At 37.9% G+C, this 18,658-nt stretch carries 18 protein-coding genes; 8 read left to right on the plus strand and 10 right to left on the minus strand.

The window, feature by feature from the left end; genetic code table 11:
* Positions 1-37: 37 nt before the first annotated feature.
* Genes Q0948_RS04375 through Q0948_RS04385 form a run of 3 tightly spaced genes read left to right on the plus strand, consistent with a single transcriptional unit; the run spans position 38 to position 2,422 of the window.
* Complete coding sequence (locus Q0948_RS04375) at positions 38-586, plus strand: response regulator (RefSeq protein ID WP_298349080.1); 549 nt, start codon at positions 38-40, stop codon at positions 584-586.
* Complete coding sequence (locus Q0948_RS04380; protein ID WP_298349084.1) at positions 586-1,998, plus strand: sensor histidine kinase; 1,413 nt, start codon at positions 586-588, stop codon at positions 1,996-1,998. Before Q0948_RS04375 ends, Q0948_RS04380 begins: the two co-directional genes overlap by 1 nt.
* Positions 1,999-2,002: 4 nt before the next feature.
* Positions 2,003-2,422 carry a response regulator gene (locus Q0948_RS04385; protein ID WP_298349087.1) on the plus strand — a complete coding sequence of 140 codons (420 nt, stop codon included), beginning with the start codon at positions 2,003-2,005 and terminating at the stop codon, positions 2,420-2,422.
* On the opposite strand, the gene Q0948_RS04390 is transcribed toward Q0948_RS04385, so the two are convergent.
* The 9 genes from Q0948_RS04390 to trxA all read right to left on the minus strand — a co-directional run bounded on the left by Q0948_RS04390 (position 2,419) and on the right by trxA (position 9,507).
* On the minus strand, positions 2,419-3,420 hold the full coding sequence (locus tag Q0948_RS04390) for a metal-dependent hydrolase (protein WP_298349089.1): 1,002 nt from the start codon (positions 3,418-3,420) through the stop codon (positions 2,419-2,421). The two genes, Q0948_RS04385 and Q0948_RS04390, sit on opposite strands and share 4 nt — an antisense overlap.
* Positions 3,421-3,436: 16 nt before the next feature.
* Positions 3,437-5,209 carry a DNA mismatch repair protein MutS gene (locus tag Q0948_RS04395; RefSeq protein WP_298349093.1) on the minus strand — a complete coding sequence of 591 codons (1,773 nt, stop codon included), beginning with the start codon at positions 5,207-5,209 and terminating at the stop codon, positions 3,437-3,439.
* Position 5,210: 1 nt separating this feature from the next.
* Positions 5,211-5,567: an MmcQ/YjbR family DNA-binding protein gene (locus tag Q0948_RS04400; RefSeq protein ID WP_298349096.1), complete on the minus strand. Its 357-nt coding sequence runs from the start codon at positions 5,565-5,567 to the stop codon at positions 5,211-5,213.
* A complete protein-coding gene (locus Q0948_RS04405; protein WP_298349099.1) occupies positions 5,564-6,052 on the minus strand; it encodes an ATP-binding protein in 489 nt (162 codons plus the stop codon). The genes Q0948_RS04400 and Q0948_RS04405 overlap by 4 nt, the downstream gene beginning before the upstream one ends.
* Complete coding sequence (locus Q0948_RS04410) at positions 6,052-6,672, minus strand: DUF4230 domain-containing protein (protein WP_298349102.1); 621 nt, start codon at positions 6,670-6,672, stop codon at positions 6,052-6,054. The genes Q0948_RS04405 and Q0948_RS04410 overlap by 1 nt, the downstream gene beginning before the upstream one ends.
* 105 nt (positions 6,673-6,777) lie before the next feature.
* A complete protein-coding gene (locus tag Q0948_RS04415; RefSeq protein ID WP_298349105.1) occupies positions 6,778-8,289 on the minus strand; it encodes a carboxypeptidase-like regulatory domain-containing protein in 1,512 nt (503 codons plus the stop codon).
* Between the two features lie 133 nt (positions 8,290-8,422).
* Positions 8,423-8,587, minus strand: a complete 165-nt coding sequence (locus Q0948_RS04420) for a hypothetical protein (RefSeq protein WP_298349108.1) — start codon at positions 8,585-8,587, stop codon at positions 8,423-8,425.
* 19 nt (positions 8,588-8,606) lie between these two features.
* The gene (locus Q0948_RS04425; protein WP_298349110.1) at positions 8,607-9,209 is read right to left on the minus strand and encodes a thiamine phosphate synthase; all 603 of its coding nucleotides are present in this window, start codon (positions 9,207-9,209) and stop codon (positions 8,607-8,609) included.
* A 1-nt stretch (position 9,210) separates the two neighbouring features.
* A complete protein-coding gene (gene trxA, locus Q0948_RS04430) occupies positions 9,211-9,507 on the minus strand; it encodes a thioredoxin (protein WP_298349113.1) in 297 nt (98 codons plus the stop codon).
* Positions 9,508-9,665: 158 nt separating this feature from the next.
* Here trxA and Q0948_RS04435 point away from each other — a divergent pair, with 158 nt between their 5' ends.
* On the plus strand, positions 9,666-9,815 hold the full coding sequence (locus tag Q0948_RS04435; protein ID WP_298349116.1) for a hypothetical protein: 150 nt from the start codon (positions 9,666-9,668) through the stop codon (positions 9,813-9,815).
* A 42-nt stretch (positions 9,816-9,857) separates the two neighbouring features.
* Here Q0948_RS04435 and acs read toward each other — a convergent pair whose 3' ends face one another.
* Entirely contained in the window at positions 9,858-11,768 is a 1,911-nt protein-coding gene (acs, locus tag Q0948_RS04440; RefSeq protein ID WP_298349119.1) for an acetate--CoA ligase, read from the minus strand.
* A gap of 322 nt (positions 11,769-12,090) precedes the next feature.
* Between acs and Q0948_RS04445 the strand changes: the two genes are divergently transcribed.
* The 4 genes from Q0948_RS04445 (at position 12,091) to Q0948_RS04460 (ending at position 18,638) form a co-directional block, all read left to right on the plus strand.
* On the plus strand, positions 12,091-14,319 hold the full coding sequence (locus tag Q0948_RS04445; RefSeq protein ID WP_298349122.1) for a response regulator: 2,229 nt from the start codon (positions 12,091-12,093) through the stop codon (positions 14,317-14,319).
* A 279-nt stretch (positions 14,320-14,598) separates the two neighbouring features.
* Positions 14,599-14,937 (plus strand): single-stranded DNA-binding protein, encoded by a 339-nt coding sequence (gene ssb, locus Q0948_RS04450; RefSeq protein ID WP_298349125.1) that lies wholly within the window; start codon positions 14,599-14,601, stop codon positions 14,935-14,937.
* A 125-nt stretch (positions 14,938-15,062) separates the two neighbouring features.
* The gene (gene recQ / locus Q0948_RS04455; RefSeq protein WP_298349127.1) at positions 15,063-17,168 is read left to right on the plus strand and encodes a DNA helicase RecQ; all 2,106 of its coding nucleotides are present in this window, start codon (positions 15,063-15,065) and stop codon (positions 17,166-17,168) included.
* A 27-nt stretch (positions 17,169-17,195) separates the two neighbouring features.
* Positions 17,196-18,638, plus strand: coding sequence for a DASS family sodium-coupled anion symporter (locus Q0948_RS04460; protein WP_298349130.1), 1,443 nt, complete (start codon positions 17,196-17,198; stop codon positions 18,636-18,638).
* Positions 18,639-18,658: the final 20 nt, after the last annotated feature.

Consider the following 18,658-nt stretch of genomic DNA (forward strand, 5'->3'; position numbering starts at 1 on the left):
CACATATCTTTACGTTAACAACCAAGACCACATACAGATGATAGATACTCCTCTGCGCATACTTATTGTAGAAGACTTAGTGTCTGACGCATTTTTAGTCCAGAAGCAAATAAAGAAGTTTTGCACAAATGTAGAAATTAGTATTTCTGACAAGGAACTCTCGCTTGCGGTGGCTCTTAAGCAGTTTTTACCAGACATAGTGATAAGTGATTTTAACCTAGAAGGTTTTACAGGCTTTGACGTTATAAAGCAGGTAAAAGCATTTAATAAAGAGATACCAGTCATTATCATCACTGGAAATCTTAATAATGAAGAAAAAGCCGCCGAGCTTATAATGAGCGGCGCTTCTGGTTTTTTCTTAAAAGAAAACCTTCTCAACTTACAGCAAAAATTACTTCCACTTTTTGAAAAATTCATTTCAGAAAAGCAGGAGCTTATTAAACGTCTAGAGAGACAACGTGAAAAGGATGCAAGAGAAAAAGAGCTTACAGACTACTTACGTCATCACGACTTTGAAGCCTATGAGCATAAAGAAGCCATCTTATCACTTAAAGAAAAAGTGCTCAAGTTTTTATCTATAAGTTAATGGATACAACGCAGTCTAAAAATATTGTAAGGTCCCTATACCTTAGCTTTTTTTCTACCCTAGCAGTCATCTTGCTCATAGGAGCGCTCTACCTGGCATCACAATACTCACAAAAATGGATTGTGCATACTAACGAAGTAAAAGCTGAAATACATAGTGTATCAGAAACGATACTTAAAGCCGAAACCAAGTTAAGGGGTTATCTCATAAGTAAAGATCCCGACTATCGTGTAGACTACAAGGTAGAAGTTGCAAAGCTCAATGAACGCTTAAAAACTCTAGAAGAAAAAATAGAAGATGATCCCATACAGGTTAAAAACCTAAAAAAAATGCGCAGCCTACTTAACCAGCGCATTATGGGAATGAATGATAATCTAGACAACTATATATTACGCACTCCAGAAGAAAACAGAAAAAAATCTGGTAGAGCAGAAACACTTCAGCTTATAGAAGACATTGAGCGTATGAAGAATGTAATGCTCATAGAAGAAAATGAAATTTTAAAAGATCGCAAGTCTACATATGATAACATATACATATTAAGTCTTATAGCACTCGTAATTGCATTATTACTTATGCTCTATAATGTATACGCTGTAAAGAAGCGTCTTATACCTCTCTTCTCAAGACTAGCCGAAAACAATGATAAACTTATTGAACTTGTTCACTCTAGAGATGATGAGATTGCACTTAAAGAGGCACAAATGGCAATGAATGAGGATCTCATACACGAGATGGAAAATAAGAATAAACAACTCAACCAGTTTGCATACATTGCCTCTCACGACTTACAAGAACCATTGCGTACAGTAGATAATTTTATAGACCTCTTTGAAGAAGATTATGCAGACAAGCTAGACGGGGAGGCTGCAACCTATTTCGGTTTTATAAAAGGTGCTACTTCTCGTATGAAAACACTTATAACTGGTCTCCTTAACTATAGTAGACTAGGAAGATCTGGAACACGTTCTAAAGTTGAATTATCAAAACTACTAGAAGAAATTAAAATAGATCTTGGGTCTAAAATTGAAGAGACTAATACTACAATCACTCACGACAATCTACCTGTTGTAACGGGTTACCCAGTAGAGCTAAGACAGCTATTTAGTAACCTTATTACTAATGCCATAAAATTTACCCCACCAGAGCGTGATCCAAAAATTCACATAAGCGTGAGCTCAACAAAACTCTACTGTAAATTTCAAGTGACAGATAATGGATTGGGTATAAAAAAAGAACATCTAGAGAAAGTGTTTAATATGTTTACCAGACTTCATAGTGCAAAAGATTATGAGGGTACAGGCATAGGTCTCGCTTTCTGTCAAAAAATTGTAGAACTTCATAAAGGTAAAATAAGCGTATCATCTACTATAGGTGAAGGAAGTACATTTACTTTTACTTTAAAAAAATAACCATATGCAACCACTAAGAGAGATATTACTTATAGACGACTCTGAGTCAGATAATTTTGTACACTCAAGAGTTATTAAAAAGGCAAAAGTAACGGCAAAAGTGACAATAAAATACTCTGGTGAAGAAGGACTAGAATACCTCAAAACATTAATAGATGAAGACTACCCAAAACCTGACCTCATATTTTTAGACATTAATATGCCGGGTATGGATGGTTTTGAGTTTTTAGAACATTATGAAAATCTAGAAATTAACCAGAAAGCAGGTGTTGTTATCGCAATGCTCACGACCTCAACATCACCAGTAGATAAGCAAAAGGCTGAGAAGTATCCTTTACTGTGTCACTTTGATAACAAGCCGCTTACTAAAGAGAGTCTAATGAAAATTTTACAACAGCAATTCCCTGGAAGATTTGATGACTAGTTACCTTTAAGTCGTTGCCATAAATCTATGAGTAGCTTCTTTCCATTTTCTGGTTTAGGTCGGTCTTCGATGGCGGTTATGCTACCATCATTGTCTGTAAGAAGGTATCTAAACACAAACTGACTATCATTTTCATCATTTGTAATGAGGCCAAAACGGAGGTCATTATACACCCAGTTCTCTTCCTCTTTTTCTAAAATGTACCATCCTTCAGAAATGGTAATGAGGCGCTGTACCTCATCTGTCTCAATCCACTTTTGGGCTTGCGCTCTTTTTTTAGGAAACGTTTTATAAACTATAGGTTGAGAATCAAAAAACGAGTAATCACCTATAAGGTAAGCATCCTGGGTATCTACATTAATATTCCATAAAACTGTGCTGAGCGGCGCAGGTCTGGTCGAGATTTTAGTATACGTGATTCCTTGCTCTTGCAATGAAGCTTCTACTTTATGGTGCACCGCAAATTTTATGAGAACGGTAAGTAATAAATAAGCCGTACTAAGATAAATACCTAGGTTGTTAGTACGCTTTCGCGAAAGCGTATCTCTACCCCTTGTAGCCGCCGCAATAACACATATGAGAAATGGTAGTGTATATAAAGGATCTACCACAAAAATGCTATTAAAAGCAACTCTCCAGTGAAAGGGCCAAAATATTTGTGTCCCCCAGGTGGTAAATGCATCTAAAAGTGGGTGTGTAAACAGGCCCCAAAAGAAAAGTTTTGACCAGCCAGTCCAGCCTACGTCTGGTCGCTTTTTTATCTGATGGACAAGCCACCCAAAAAACGGTGCGGCTATAAGTGCAAAAATGATGCTGTGGCTAAAGCCTCTGTGCATCTCTGTTGCCGTAATAGTATCTGTAAGATATCTCCACACCACATCTAGATCAGGTATGGTACCAGCTATGGCTCCCCAGAGCATTGCTCTATTACCTACTTTTTTACCTAGAACAGCTTCTCCTACGGCTGCACCTAGTACTATTTGAGTTAGACTATCCACTTTTGCATTATTTGTATTAATCTACTATACCCATCTTTTTAAGAAGAAAGCTTGCATTCATATTTTGACAAATGCCTTCCTTAAAGGTATAGTCAAAAAATAGCTCATCATCTATAATCTGTGCATCAAAGTAGTAGTTCTTTACCTCTGCAAGATCGTTTGCGGCCTCACAAAGACTTAAGTCGTGTGTTGCTATAATACCCGTTGCTCCATTACCTACCAGCTTGTCTATAAACTTACGGGAGCCAGCAGCTTTATCTGTACTATTTGTTCCTTTTAGAATTTCATCTAGTATGATAAAATAGCGCTCGTTTACAATCTCATCTACTATAAACTTAAGGCGCTTAAGCTCACTAAAGAAGTAACTCTCATCATCTGTAAGGCTATCTGTGGTGCGCATACTAGTGATGAGTTTTATGGGTTTATAAACTGCCTCACTGGCACAAACAGGTAAGCCTATGTTGCTCATTACAATTTCTAAAGCGACGGTGCGTAAAAAAGTACTTTTACCAGCCATATTTGCTCCTGTAACTATAAAAAACTCATCATCTTTTATAGTAATATCATTAGTCACAGCAATAGCAGGATCTAGCAGCGGGTGTGCTGCTCCTCTTACACGTAAGGTTTCTCCAGCTGCTACAATTTCTGGAAAGACGTGATGACTATGATTAAAGGTATAATTACCCAAGCTATTGTAAGCATCAAAAAATGATATCACCTCAAACCAGTCATTTACCGCCTCTCGGTTTGTAGTAATCCAGTCTTCTATCTTGTACACAACACCTATATCACGCAGAAAAAATCCATTAGTTATTAGTCCTACTAATATGTTATTACGTTGATCTAGGGCATCAAGGTGTCTTGAGAATTTTTTTAAAATACCAGAACTTGCTTGTGCTTCTGTAATGACTTTTTCTCTTTTGTTTTTAAGAAGTATACTCGTAAACTCTTGAGTTTCTATCTCTGCAAGTAAACTTGCATATTGAGTAAATGTAGTCTGTATAGCACTTGTATGAGCCGAAAGTAATCCTATGTTTTTTACATATCGCCCACTTATTAATAAACCAATACCAAAAATGACAAATACCCACCAACCGGCAATAAACCCTAAAAAATAAGCTCCAACTACTGCCAGTGAAATTACAGAAAAGACCTTTGTAAAAACTTTCATCATACTAGGTACAAAAGAAGTATACTCTTGTAACCAGCTTACAACAGCCTGCGCAGAGACATCAGTTTTTACGAGCGATGCAATAGCTCCATATCTAAGTCTCCAGGTGGCAAGTGTACTAAGCTCCTTTACGGCTTCTTGCTTCTTTTTAATCTCTAGTGTATCATTAGAGAGCATCATCTCTGCAAGTCTTGCAGAGCCGCTCTGTAGCGCTGTACGATTAAAGTATTGATAAAAAGATCCACGGCCAAAAAGATCTATATCTTGACTATATAAATGCTCCGGATTATGAAACTCACTCCCATCTGGTAAATCTGTAAAATCTCGTTCTAGTACTTTAAGCTCTACTTCACTACGCGCTATTAGTGCTTTAAGGAGATCTCGCTCGTGCTGTAACTTACTATGACGCCCCACTAGTATTACAAATGCAACAATACCCAATAGTATACAACCTATAAGCAATTGTGTATTACCTAGACTAAAGTATATACCAGCTCCAGTAGCTATAAAAACGGCAAGACGCACAGTACTTGACACATTGAGTTTTGTCTTGACTTTAGATAATTCTTGACTGTGTTGTGTTATTTGATCCTTATAAAAGGTAGTAGGTGTATTCATATTATAGCGCCTTTAACTCGGCTTGAAGTTTTTTTGTCATTTTTGAAACCACTAGGTCATATGAGTGGTCTGTAAGCTCAATAAGTAACGAGACGGGTAGCGATTCTAGTACGCAGGTGTTCCAGTGTGTTTTGTTCATATGCCAGCCAGGAGTAATGGCGCCGTCGTGCATCTCACGCAGTTCTACAGCGCGATCTGGGTCGCATTTAAGGTTTACAGCTAGAGGCACGCGCTCTAGTCCACACACGGCAAACATCTTACCCATCACCTTAAAAACGAGCGTGTCTGCATCAAAGGGAAACGCTTCTGTTACGCCTTTTTTACTCATACAATATTCTCTAAAGGCCTCTATATTCATTCCTTTTTGATATATGCGATTTTACGCTCTGCACTTGTGAGCGGTTCAAACCAAGTTTCCATAAATTCAAAATCGGCTGGTGAGACGTCAAATTGATATGTCGTCCCTTTTTCTAGATTGCGATGCGTCACGCGCTGCTGTCTAACTTCTTTATCTATGTCTAAAAAGTGTAACTGGAAAGGGATTTGTTGCGCTTTCGCGAAAGCGTAAAAACGTGCTCTCCTATCTGCTTTTGCAAATCCTAAATCTAGTATAGCTGGCGTACCTGCCTCGTGTAACTGGATGATAAGTGACTGTATCATCTCATCGCTGCGGTTAATACGTTCTAAAAACCAGTCTACACCATCTGTCTCTTTCTTGTCATCTAGAAAGAGCGTCTTGTTCCAATAATCTATAGAGAATATGACACCTTTTACCTCTTTTTTAAGAGCGATGGCATAGGTTGTTTTACCCGCGCCAGTGTTACCTGTAATGAGATGTATCACTAGGCTTCTATTTTAGGTTTACTCGTTCTAGTATCAGATATTTCTAGTGATGAGTAGTCTAGTTTCCACCCTATGGTTTCTACCAGCTTTTGCATTAATTGCACCGTTTCAAGTGCTTGAGATTTTGCCTCTTCATACAAGCCGCTTTGTGGTATTTTGTCACGTATGTGCTGCTTTGCTTCTCTATTAATCTCGGTAAGATCTGTACTAGTAAAAGGGTTTGCCCAGCCTTCTTTCTTGTCATAATACTTAAAATCTGTCTCTACAGATAGTAACTCAGGATCTGGAAAGCCAAAGAGTTTTATGGTTCTATTCTTATCATCTGCCTCCATCTTTATTTTAGTAAGATCAAAACCTATGTGCGCCTTTGCATCTATGAGTACAATAGCTTTTTTTGACCCTAGTAAGAGGTTCATCCATTTATTTTTGAGGCCCTCGTAGTGATATATTTCGGCAAAATCGCCTTCTACGGTTATGAACTTACATACCGTGCGTATGCGCTCCATAAGCACTACAGATTGTGCGTGGGCATCTGGTGTTTTTGATTTGCCAGAAAACCAGTTGTATATAAAATATGAGAGTACCGCTCCTATTGCGAGCCCTATAAATACTAATTCCATAAAGTAAAGATACTAAAAGCCCCCTTAGACCTGTATACATAAAAATGCCAGCTACCCTAGATAGTATACTGGCATTATCTTAATTATGATATGGGAGGTGAATTGTTACTTACTTTCTGACTTAAAGCTCTGTATGGCCGCATTAGGCTCCATAATGGTGTACCCTTTCCAGAAATTAGGATCATAGTTGGGTAAGTAGGTCGCTTCTAGCTCTTCACTCTCTGTTACATTTTTATAAGCAGGCTCATCTATTACGACAGAGTTAAACACGACAAGCTCTTTTTTTGAGTAACTCGTAGTTGCAAACTCTATCTCCATTGCAACTTCATTTTGTTTTCTTCGGCCTGCTACGTTTTTATTTTTTTCGATGATTTTAAGTGGTCTATCTATCCCTACTTTCTCACCATCTTCTAGCTCCATATATCGCAGTGAGTAGCCTCCATTTTCATCTTTTGCATAGATACTCTTGCCTCTATACAAGTACTTTTTATAGCTTATCCCGAACATCCCAAAGCTAGAGAGCTTACGCACATTCTCATACTCTAGACGCATTACCGCATAGTCTTCTGTATTAATGTACAGGGTGCCTTTAAAATCTTTTCTTCCCTTAGGTTCAAAATCTATCACATAAACAATAGCATCTCCTATAGATGTAAATTCTCTTTTTGTAAAACGGTAACGGTTGGACTTTGTTAAAAAATCTAGCTTTGTGTCCTCTTTATAAAACATCGCCTCAAAAAGATCAGAAAGATCAGACTTTATACTCGCTGTGATGGCTTGTTCTTTATCATTTTCTTCTTGCTCTGTATCTACCTCAATTTTGAGTCCGCCGTTTGAGCTCCCCATCTTTGTAGAGTCGTCTACTTCTATGGTTGTGCCTATAATTCCAGATTTGATTTTAAAATATGAATCTACTTTTACATTCTTCTCAACAATCTCTTCCAGTCTTTTACCAAAACTCTCTACACCTACATCCTTCTTACTTTTATCATAGAGCTTTGCCGCTTTATCAATAACAAGTTTTTGTTTGTTGTAGTTGCCAGCAAGCATACCTACAGACTCGCTGTAATAATCACTTTTCTTTTCGACCGCTCCCACCAGGCTGTCCATAAATGCTTGATTAAACTCTGGAATGGTTGTCTTTTCTACCTCAACATCCATTTTATCCATAGTATTAGACGCAGATTGTCTAAAAAATATTTTTTTCTCGGTAAGTGTGTTGGGATAATTTGTGGCAATATTTTCTTTTACACGCGCTATAATATCTTCTACCCCTAGCGGATTATTGGTAAGAAAAACATTGTCTAGCTCGTTAGTCTTTACCTTTAATTTTATAATTGTATCTCCTAACTTTTTAGGTAAAATAGCCACCTCCTCATATCCCATAGAAGATATATATACGGAGTCTTTAAGACTTGCTAGTTTACGTTCTCCTATGGTAAAGATGCCTTCCTCATTTGTAATGGTACCAGTATTTTTAGACAGCTTTACAGTGGCAAACGGGATAGGTTCATTAGTACGCGCGTCGTGTACTGTTGCATTAAATGATTGTGCAACTGCTGCAGCTGCATATGTACCTATAAGGAGTGTTAAGATAAATTTTATAAGTGCCGTCATAAGATTGCTATTTTATATATAGACGCAACAAAAATTAAAATGGTTGCCTAGGTTTTTATAAAGACGTAACAAAAGCCTATTTGTTACCTAAACAATTAACTATCAACAAAAAAAACATCCCGTAGGATGTTTTTTATTCTTCTTCACTCTCTTTAAGAGCTTTCATTTTTTCTTTGGCAACTTTAAGTCGCTCTTGGCTCACTTCTCTTTTTTCGCGCTCTTTCTTTTTCTTGCGATCCATAAGTTTAGAATGCTTTGCCTTATTCTTTGTGTTTTTTGGTGTTCCTCTTTTTGCCATACTGCAAATATACTATAGGTTATGTATTTGCCTCTTTAAAAGCTTCTTGCATTTCTACAAATGCAGCCACAGGGTTTTGTGCATTCCATATACCTCCCAGAGCGCCTACTCCTTTAAAGCCAAGTGCCACTGCCTCTGGCGTGGTTACGGCATTAATCCCTCCCATCCCTACAATACACTTCTCGCTAGCTCGCACATCAAACCCGCGACCTTGCATATCACTTTTTGAAATAGCGGCAAAAACGGGACTTAGAATTGTGTAATCAAAAGTTACAGACTGAGCTTCTAGATCTTCTAACTCGTGGTATGATGATGATACTTTTTTATTCGCTTTCGCGAAAGCGGAAACATACCCTTCTAACCGAGTTTCTTGAGCTCTCCACTTTGCCTCTTCAAGATGCACACCACGCAAGTCAAACTTCTTACAAAGCTCCTCGTGGTAGTTATGAGTCATTATACGGTTGTGATACTGAGCGTCTACTCGATTGAGGTATGTAATATGTTCATCAAGGCTTGCTTCAGGTTTTCTAAAATGATAATGTGCTAAACCTACTTCAAATAAATGGTGAAGCGTCTCTATCTCATCTGGGGTAGTTTGCTCTGGAGAAATTAATAAAATCATATTATGATTTTTTAATGATATCAACCAGCGCCGTCTTGTCTAGTACACCAGACTGTCTCCAGACCTGTTTTCCATTTTTGTACAATATCATTGTAGGCACCCCGCGCACTTGATACTTTGCTGCCAGCGGTTGGTTTTTATCTACATCAATCTTTACAATTTTTACACCATCTCCTAGGGTGTCTTTTACTTGTTCTAAAATAGGTCCAAGCGTTTTACACGGCCCACACCAAGTAGCAAAAAAGTCTACTAGCACAGGAGTGTCAGAATTTATGATATCAGAAAATGAAGATTTCATAGCAAATGTTTTTAGTAGTACAAAGTTAATCTATCTTACTACAACCACACTCACTTACCCACTTTTACACTTATTAACAAGTAGAGGTTAAAGAGTTTTAAAAGTATGGCAAACACTATTTTATGAATGTATCTTGAGGTAAACAAAAAATAAGAATTATGAGCAATACAACACCTAATCCCGAGAAAACTAGTAAAAAAGAACAAGCTATTAATCTAGAAGCTACTCACGGTAAAGCAATAAATCATCAAGTAAAAGATAAAAAAGAGTACGTACAACCTAGAGATAACCTCAATGATAACAACTAGAATTTATAAAAAGTCCTAAGTACAACTACTTAGGACTTTTTTTTATAGTAATGCATTATCCTTTATAGTCGCTACAACTTCTGGATTAAGCAGCGTGCTTATATCTCCTAGCTGCTCGCTCTCGCCACTAGCAATCTTACGGAGTATTCTTCTCATAATTTTACCAGACCTTGTTTTTGGCAATCCTGGTGTAAATTGAATTTTATCCAGTTTTGCAATAGGGCCTATACGTTCTGTTATAAGCTGGTTAATCTCCTTACGCACGTTATCTTGATCTCTACTCTCTCCTGTTTCTTTAAGAATCACATACCCGTATAAGGCATTACCCTTTACATCGTGAGGAAAACCTACGATGGCACTCTCTGCAACAGCTGGGTGCTCATTTACGGCATCTTCTATAGGTGCGGTACCCAGGTTATGTCCAGAGACAATAATAACATCATCTACACGACCAGTTATTCTATAATAACCTGTTGCATCTCTTAGGGCGCCATCACCGGTAAAATACCTGTTTTCATAGGCGGTAAAATAAGTTTCTTTATATCGCTGGTGATTACCCCATATAGTGCGCGCCATCCCTGGCCAAGGAAACTTGATAGTAAGACGGCCATCTACTTGATTGCCCTTGATTTCGGCGCCATTTTCATCCATAAGTGATGGTTGTATCCCTGGCAATGGTAATGTTGCAAAGGTGGGTATAGTAGGTGTAGCATATGGAATAGGACTTATCATAATACCTCCAGTTTCGGTTTGCCACCAGGTGTCTGCTATTGGGATTCCTTTTTTACCTATATTTTCATCATACCAGTGCCACGCTTCTTCATTAATAGGTTCTCCTACGGTTCCTAAAATTTTAATGCTTGATAAGTCATACTTAGTAACATTATCAAGACTCTCTTTGGCCAGCGCACGTATAGCCGTAGGTGCTGTATAAAATTGTGTGACTTTATGTTTTTCTACAATTTGCCAGAATCTACCCCAGTCTGGATAGGTGGGTACACCCTCAAACATTACTGTAGTTGCCCCATTTGCCAGTGGCCCATAAATGATATAGCTATGACCCGTAATCCAACCTATATCTGCCGTACACCAGTATACATCTCCTCGTCTGTATTGAAAAACATTCTTAAACGTATATGCACTATATACCATATATCCCGCTGTGGTATGCACCATCCCTTTAGGCTTACCCGTAGATCCAGACGTATAAAGGATAAAGAGAGGGTCTTCGGCATTCATAAGGACTGCCTCACAGGTTGCACTTGCTTTTTCTAGTAGAGGCTGTAACCAGTGATCACGACCTTCTTTCATTGCGACTTCTGTATGTATTCTTTTTACAACGAGCACACTGTTTACACAAGGTGTTTCTGCAAGTGCCTCATCTACAATACCTTTTAAATCTATGGTTTTCTTACCTCGATAAGAGCCATCACTCGTGATTATTAGCTTGCAAGAAGCGTCATTTATGCGTGTACTAAGTGCTGTACTAGAAAAACCAGCAAACACTACAGAGTGTACCGCACCTATACGAGCACAGGCGAGTACGGCTATAGAGAGCTCTGGTATCATAGGTAGATATATACATACACGATCACCTTTCTCAATGCCCTGATCTTTTAACACGTTTGCAAATTTGCACACGCGCTCGTGCAGTTGTTTATAAGTAATGTGTTGTGCTTGCTCATCTACATCATTAGGCTCAAAAACGATAGCCGTTTGATCTGCCTTAGTATACAGGTGCCTATCTATACAGTTTTCTGTGATGTTGAGTTGTGCCCCTTCAAACCACTTTATCTCTGGCTTTGTAAAATCCCACTGCAAGACACTATTCCACTTTTTTCTCCAGACAAAGTTCTCTTCGGCTATTTCTTCCCAAAATTTTTCAGGTGTATTTACAGACTTTCGGTAGACTTGAAAATACTCTTCTAAGCCCTTAATGTGATAGTTACTCATAAGCTTTCTAATTACAGATAAAAGATATGGAGGAATTTCTTAATACAGAAAGGATTTTTTACGCTTTCGCGAAAGCGTAATCACTATCGCAACATTAGTCTAGTTACTAAATAACAACAATACATTCTCACACAAAAAAAGACAAATAACCAAATTACTGAGATTGAGATATTTGCAAAAATTATTGGAAAATTACAAAAACGTATGTTTTATCGATAAAATGTAGTATTTTCAAGATATAAATCCTAAAATCAATCAATTACGTATGTTTTGATTACACAAAAATGGCAATAACTACATTCAAAGTCCCAAATCATAAAATATGCTAAGACTAACCATTTTACTTTTCGCATTTTTCATTTTTCTACAGCCATCTATTTCTTTTGGTCAAGACATATTCTCGCAAGAAGATATCTTAATGCTTCAAGAAAAAGAGCTTACAAAAGAAGAGATCAACTCATATTTACCTCTCGTTCTAGAGCTATTTAATGAATCTAGTTATGAAAAAATAATTGAGACTGTTCCTTACCTTATTAAAAATGCCCAACGCTTAGAAGAAAATGCACTGGCTGCACGGCTAAGAAGTGCTTTAGGCAATGCTTTTATACAAGTAGACAACACGCACGGAGCCGAAGAGCTCTTTACTAAAAGTCTTGAAGAAAGTAAACGCACAAATGACACATATGGGATTGTTACCGCATACTTAAACTTAGGTAACACATTTTTTGACCAAGATCCAAAAAAAGCAATTGGCTACTTTGAAAAATCGTTAGAGCCTAGCAACGACATCAAGGATAAAACGATGGTTCATTTTATAGCAAATAACAACCTTGCTGAGCTGTATGTGACTATGGATGATCCTGAAAATGCTCAAGTTTATCTTGACAAGGCAAAGGCTTTAATAGAACTACATAACTTTAATGGTAGAAGGCAAAACTTTGAAAGCACCATCTATTATGTACAAGGAGGTATTTACCTGCTTAAAGACAAACCTCTTGAGGCAGTAAAATCAATTACAAAGTCTATCGAAATAGGCGGTGATAAGCAAGATGACAATTATAAAATTGATAATTATAAAAACCTGATGCAGGCGTATGAGTCACTGGGCAGGTACAAAGAGATTAACGAGGTGCGTAAGGTATATGACGCCTTAGTTGAAAAGCGATATGAAGCCAATAAAATTAAACAAGAAAAAAATGCTACTTCGCGTTTTAATCTCAACAAATACAAACAAGAACTAAGAGCATCAGAGTTAGAAAATGACTTAGCCACCCAGATGGCTCAGAAAAATAATTTATTACTTAATACTGCACTTGCAATAGGGGTAATCTTACTTATTCTAATAGGTTCCCTATTATATGGAAGAACAAAAAGAAACAAGCTGTTACGAAACCTGAGAGCAAAAAACAGACAATATCTTAAAGCAAAGAAGAAGTCTCAAAAACTAGCAAGTAGTAACACTAAATTTCTATCTACTATAAGCCACGAGTTGAGAACACCCCTGTATGGAATCATTGGCCTATCCTCTGTTTTTTTAGAAGATCCTGCACTTAAATCGCATAAAGATGATCTCAAGTCCTTAAAATTTTCGGCAGATTATTTACTGGCTTTGGTAAATGACATACTGAGTTTAAATAAATATGACTCTAAGGAAGGTGAGCGCATACAGATGTCAAATTTTAGCTTAGACAGATTAATACATCACATAGGGCAAAATCTAGAGTTTATTAATAAGAAGAATAACAATAGTTTTCATAGCATTATCGCTCCAGAGATTCCTAACACATTGTACGGTGATAAAACCAAGATATCACAAGTGCTTATGAACTTAATGAGTAATGCGAGCAAGTTTACAGAAGATGGAAACATAACTATTAAGGCTACCCTTATCAAGCAAGTAGGTAAAGTACACAGCATATTATTTGAAGTAAAAGATACCGGTCAAGGTATACCAGAAGAAGAACAAGCAAACATTTTTAATGAATTTGCCCAAGTAGAAAACTTACCTACACAAGAAGGAACAGGCCTAGGATTACCTATTGTAAATAAGATTTTAAAAATACTAGGAAGTAAACTCTCATTAGAAAGTAGCCCCAACAAGGGTTCAAATTTTTACTTTGAAATAGATCTTGAGACCGGGAGTGAAGAACACGTAGAAGCTCCATTTGAAATCTCAGGTTATGATAAGCTTAAAGGTAAAAAAATACTTATTGTAGATGATAATAAGATCAATCAAGTAGTTACCAAAAAAGTTCTCGAGCAATATAGTATTGAAAACAATACGGCTAGTAACGGCCTAGAGGCTGTATCTATGGTACAAGAAAATACGTATGACTTTATACTTATGGATATAAATATGCCAGTGATGAATGGTATAGATGCGAGTGTAGCCATAAGAGAATTTAATACCACTACACCTATTATAGCATTAACTGCAACAAACTATAATAATGGATGTAATGAGCTAGGCAAACACGGTATAAATGATAGTATTTTAAAACCGTATAAGACAGAAAAGCTTCTTGCTTTATTATTGCATCACCTATCATAGCATACTCACAAAATGTATAAAACAGACTTAATAATTAACCTATAAAATTGATTATAAGCAAATTACCTTACAAGTTGATAGGAAATTTATTCATTTACAAATGCTTACAACCATTTACAAGCGACTATAAACGTAAGTAAGCGTTTACCTTTCGTATGGAGATTGTTTTATGTTTCATATTTGCACTGTTCACAAGAACGATGATTTTCTTGGGAGTGACTCAAGAAAGAACTGAAACTAATTTGGCAGGCTTAACCTGCTCAAGAAAACAATTTTATTATGAATGCATTACGCAACAAAGTACAACTTATTGGACGTTTAGGTCAAGACCCACAAATCACAACTTTTCCAGACGGAAACAAAATTGCCAACTTCTCAATGGCTACAGATGATTCTTATAAAGACAAGAATGGACAAAAGATAGAGCGCACCTACTGGCACAACATCGTAGTACGTGGTGGCCTTGTAAAAGTGTTAGAGAGCTATGTACAAAAAGGACAAGAAATTGCTATAGAAGGAAAACTTACTAACCGCTCTTGGGAAGATAAAGATGGTATAAAAAGGTACACAACAGAGATTGTGTGCAATGAGTTGTTAATGCTTAGTAAAAATAACTAGTAGCTTATCACTTAGTTTACAGTCAGATATATGCGTCATCAATTTTATTTATATGTCTGGTTGTAACTTAAGTCTCCATCATAAAATAGGAATATTAAAATCATACATTGAGTACCTTTGTCGCAATGACAAATTCTGCACTACCCACACAACAAGATTTACATAAATTACTCAAAACTCACTTTGGTTATGATAATTTCCGCCCTAACCAGCAAGAGATTATTGAGTCCATTTGTAATGGGCAAGATGCACTAGTCATAATGCCTACGGGTGGTGGTAAATCTATGTGTTTTCAACTGCCAGCTCTGGCGCTTGACGGGGTTGCCCTCGTGATCTCACCGCTTATTGCTTTAATGAAAGATCAGGTAGATGCTTTGCGAGCAAATGGTATTAAGGCAGCCTATTATAACAGTACACAACCACCAGAAGAGACGCAAAAGGTACTGTCAGACCTACAGCACAATGCGCTAGATCTTATTTATGTGGCTCCAGAGAGTTTGCAACTATTAGATCCCGTACTTTCTACAATAAAGATATCACTCATTGCCATAGATGAGGCGCACTGTATCTCATCTTGGGGACACGACTTTAGACCCGCTTACACACAATTAGGTTATTTAAAAAGACGTTATCCAGAAACACCACTTGTAGCACTCACGGCAACTGCAGATAGGTCTACGCAAGATGACATTGCACAACAACTTAGTATCCCACAAGCAAAAAAATACATCTCCTCTTTTGACAGACCAAACCTCTATCTGGACGTGCGACCAGGTCAAAAAAGAAACGAGCAAATACTAGACTTTCTAGAAGATCACCCTTTTGAGAGTGGTATCATTTACTGTCTATCAAGAAAAAGCACAGAAAATCTCGCGGCCAAACTTAAGAGCAACGGGCACAACGCTGCCGCCTACCACGCAGGTATGAGTGCAGAGCAACGCTCAAAAGTGCAAGAAGATTTTATAAACGATACCACACCTATAATTTGTGCGACTATTGCCTTTGGGATGGGTATTGACAAGAGTAATGTGCGCTGGGTGATACACTATAATATGCCTAAAAACCTTGAAGGATATTATCAAGAGATAGGTAGAGCCGGCCGTGATGGATTACCGTCACACACGGTACTTTTTTATAGCTATGCAGACACGATGCAGCTACGCCAGTTTATAGACGGAGCAAAAAATGCCGACTACCAGATGGCAAAGCTTGACCGTATGCAGCAATATGCAGAGGCACTAAGCTGTAGGCGTAAAGTCCTCATAAATTACTTTGGGGAGTTCTTATCGCAAGACTGTGGAAACTGTGACATTTGTAAAAATGCCCCCGCATATTTTGATGGCACCGTACTTACCCAAAAAGTACTTTCTGGTGTGGCCCGTATGCAGCAAAAAGAAGCTATGGGTACTGTAATAGATGTGCTACGAGGTTCTCAAAACGCACAGGTGTATGACAAAGGGTACCAAAATATCAAAACTTATGGCGCTGCAAAGGATGTCTCTTGGCGAGATCTTCAGCAGTATGTGATACAAATGATTAATCAAGGATTGTTAGAAATACGCTTTCGCGAAAGCGGAAGACTTCTCCTCACACCGCTTTCTAAAGAAGTTTTATACGACGGTAAAAAGATACAACTCGCAAAACCTAGTAAGGAAAAAGCCAAACCGATTACTAAAGAACGTAAGCCTAAAAAACCAAAAGGTTCTCTTTTTGAAAAACTACGAGAGCTAAGAGCCGAACTAGCTAGAGAGGCAAATGTTGCGGCTTATATTGTATTCTCAGATGCGTCTCTTAAAGATATGGAAGACCAAGAGCCTGTGACTCAAAAACAGTTTTTAGACATACAAGGTGTAGGGCAAGCCAAAATGGAAAAATATGGCGCCGACTTTTTAAAACTCATCAAAGAACACCTCAAAAAACCAAAACCTAAAAGCGGTAGCAAAACGTATCTCGAGACTAAAAACCTCATCCAGCAAGGTCTCTCACTTGAAGAAATTGCAGAGACTCGCAAACTCACCATAGGCTCTGTTTACAATCACCTCATAAAGCTGCACGAAGAGGGTATGGAGATAGACTTTTACCAGTTTATACAGCCTGTAGAGGTCAAGCAAGTACACGACGCTATCTTGAAAGTAGCAGATCCAGATAAGCTCAAATCTTTTTATGAATACTTCAAGGAGGAGATGCCGTATTGGAAAATAAGACTTGCGCTATTTTTAAAAGGTAGGTAGTTTTCTTTTTTACCTATTTTTAGGGCTATGAAAGAATTTACGCTTTCGCGAAAAATAGGTTTTATCACAGGCCCGTTACTTTGCATTCTCATACTGGCATTACCTTTTGATATTATCAACCCAGCGATAGATAGAGTGGTTGCCATTGCCGTATGGATGATTATCTGGTGGATTACAGAAGCTGTTTCTATTTCTGTGACGGCGTTAATCCCGTTAGCACTATTTCCACTACTTGGTATAGGTACTATAAAAGAAGTTGCAAGCAACTATGCAAACCCTATTGTGTATCTGTTTTTTGGAGGATTTGTCATCGCGCTAGCACTAGAAAAAGTACAGCTACACAAGCGCATTGCGTTATCAATTCTTAAAATCACAGGCACAAAGGCAAACGGTATCATCTTAGGTTTTATGATTGCCACTGGCCTTATGAGTATGTGGATTTCAAACACAGCAAGTACGGTAGTGATGCTCCCTATAGCTGTATCTGTTATACAGCTTCTCATAGATGACGAAGATGGATTTACAAAAAACGACCGCAACTTTGCACTTAGTATTATGCTAGGTATCGCCTTTGGCGCAAATATAGGTGGGATGGCGACCTTGATAGGCACACCACCTAACTCTGTAATGCTTGCCTTTTTAAATGAAAGTTATAATGTAGATATAGGCTTTTTTCAATGGATGAAAATGGGTGTTCCCTTTTCTATCTTATTGATGACTATTACCTACTTTATGATTACCCGCGTCTTTTATCGCAACGGTTTAGGCACCATAGGTAAGTCTGCAAATATTATACAAACCGAACTTGATAAACTAGGTCCTATCTCAAAGGGTGAGAAAGTAGTGCTTGCCATATTCCTCATTACAGCAATCTCGTGGATGTTGCGCTCGTATTTAAACAACCTGCTACCAGATATTACCCTAACAGACACGACCATTTCTGTCATTGCCGCACTACTTATGTTTATTGTACCTATTGATTACAAGAAAGGTTCTTTTCCGCTCAATTGGGAAGATACTTCGCGATTACCTTGGGGGATTCTCATTCTCTTTGGCGGCGGTCTCGCACTTGCCTCCGGACTAGCACAATCTGGTTTTATAGATATGATAGGTTCCTACATATCACAGCAGGAAGACTGGAGTATGTGGGTGGTGACTGCCGTGCTTATTTTCTTAATGCTCTTTATGACCGAGTTAATGAGTAATGTAGCCCTCGTGACCATACTCGTACCTCTTGTGGTAGGTATTGCCATCGGGATGGATGTGCCTATGCTACAAATGGTCATTCCCGTAACCCTTGCTTCTAGTTGTGCTTTTATGCTCCCTATGGCTACACCGCCTAATGCGATTGTATTTGCAAGTGGTCACGTGCGCGTAGATCAGATGGCCCGTGTGGGTGTGGTTTTAAATCTCATCTCTGTAGGGTTGCTGTTTGCACTGGCGTATTATGTGATACCGGTATTGTTTTAAAATCACGCTTTCGCGAAAGC

It is taken from the genome of uncultured Dokdonia sp. (assembly GCF_947496725.1).
Lineage (GTDB): Bacteria > Bacteroidota > Bacteroidia > Flavobacteriales > Flavobacteriaceae > Dokdonia.

Bases quoted from the DNA above. Each gene is read 5' to 3' on its own strand.
- Q0948_RS04435 (WP_298349116.1), top strand. From the start codon at position 9,666: ATGAGCAATACAACACCTAATCCCGAGAAAACTAGTAAAAAAGAACAA.
- Q0948_RS04420 (WP_298349108.1), bottom strand. From the start codon at position 8,587: ATGGCAAAAAGAGGAACACCAAAAAACACAAAGAATAAGGCAAAGCAT.
- Q0948_RS04415 (WP_298349105.1), bottom strand. From the start codon at position 8,289: ATGACGGCACTTATAAAATTTATCTTAACACTCCTTATAGGTACATAT.
- recQ (WP_298349127.1), top strand. From the start codon at position 15,063: ATGACAAATTCTGCACTACCCACACAACAAGATTTACATAAATTACTC.
- acs (WP_298349119.1), bottom strand. From the start codon at position 11,768: ATGAGTAACTATCACATTAAGGGCTTAGAAGAGTATTTTCAAGTCTAC.
- Q0948_RS04410 (WP_298349102.1), bottom strand. From the start codon at position 6,672: ATGGAATTAGTATTTATAGGGCTCGCAATAGGAGCGGTACTCTCATAT.
- Q0948_RS04460 (WP_298349130.1), top strand. From the start codon at position 17,196: ATGAAAGAATTTACGCTTTCGCGAAAAATAGGTTTTATCACAGGCCCG.
- Q0948_RS04400 (WP_298349096.1), bottom strand. From the start codon at position 5,567: ATGAATATAGAGGCCTTTAGAGAATATTGTATGAGTAAAAAAGGCGTA.
- Q0948_RS04385 (WP_298349087.1), top strand. From the start codon at position 2,003: ATGCAACCACTAAGAGAGATATTACTTATAGACGACTCTGAGTCAGAT.
- Q0948_RS04445 (WP_298349122.1), top strand. From the start codon at position 12,091: ATGCTAAGACTAACCATTTTACTTTTCGCATTTTTCATTTTTCTACAG.
- Q0948_RS04380 (WP_298349084.1), top strand. From the start codon at position 586: ATGGATACAACGCAGTCTAAAAATATTGTAAGGTCCCTATACCTTAGC.
- ssb (WP_298349125.1), top strand. From the start codon at position 14,599: ATGAATGCATTACGCAACAAAGTACAACTTATTGGACGTTTAGGTCAA.
- Q0948_RS04425 (WP_298349110.1), bottom strand. From the start codon at position 9,209: ATGATTTTATTAATTTCTCCAGAGCAAACTACCCCAGATGAGATAGAG.
- trxA (WP_298349113.1), bottom strand. From the start codon at position 9,507: ATGAAATCTTCATTTTCTGATATCATAAATTCTGACACTCCTGTGCTA.
- Q0948_RS04375 (WP_298349080.1), top strand. From the start codon at position 38: ATGATAGATACTCCTCTGCGCATACTTATTGTAGAAGACTTAGTGTCT.
- Q0948_RS04395 (WP_298349093.1), bottom strand. From the start codon at position 5,209: ATGAATACACCTACTACCTTTTATAAGGATCAAATAACACAACACAGT.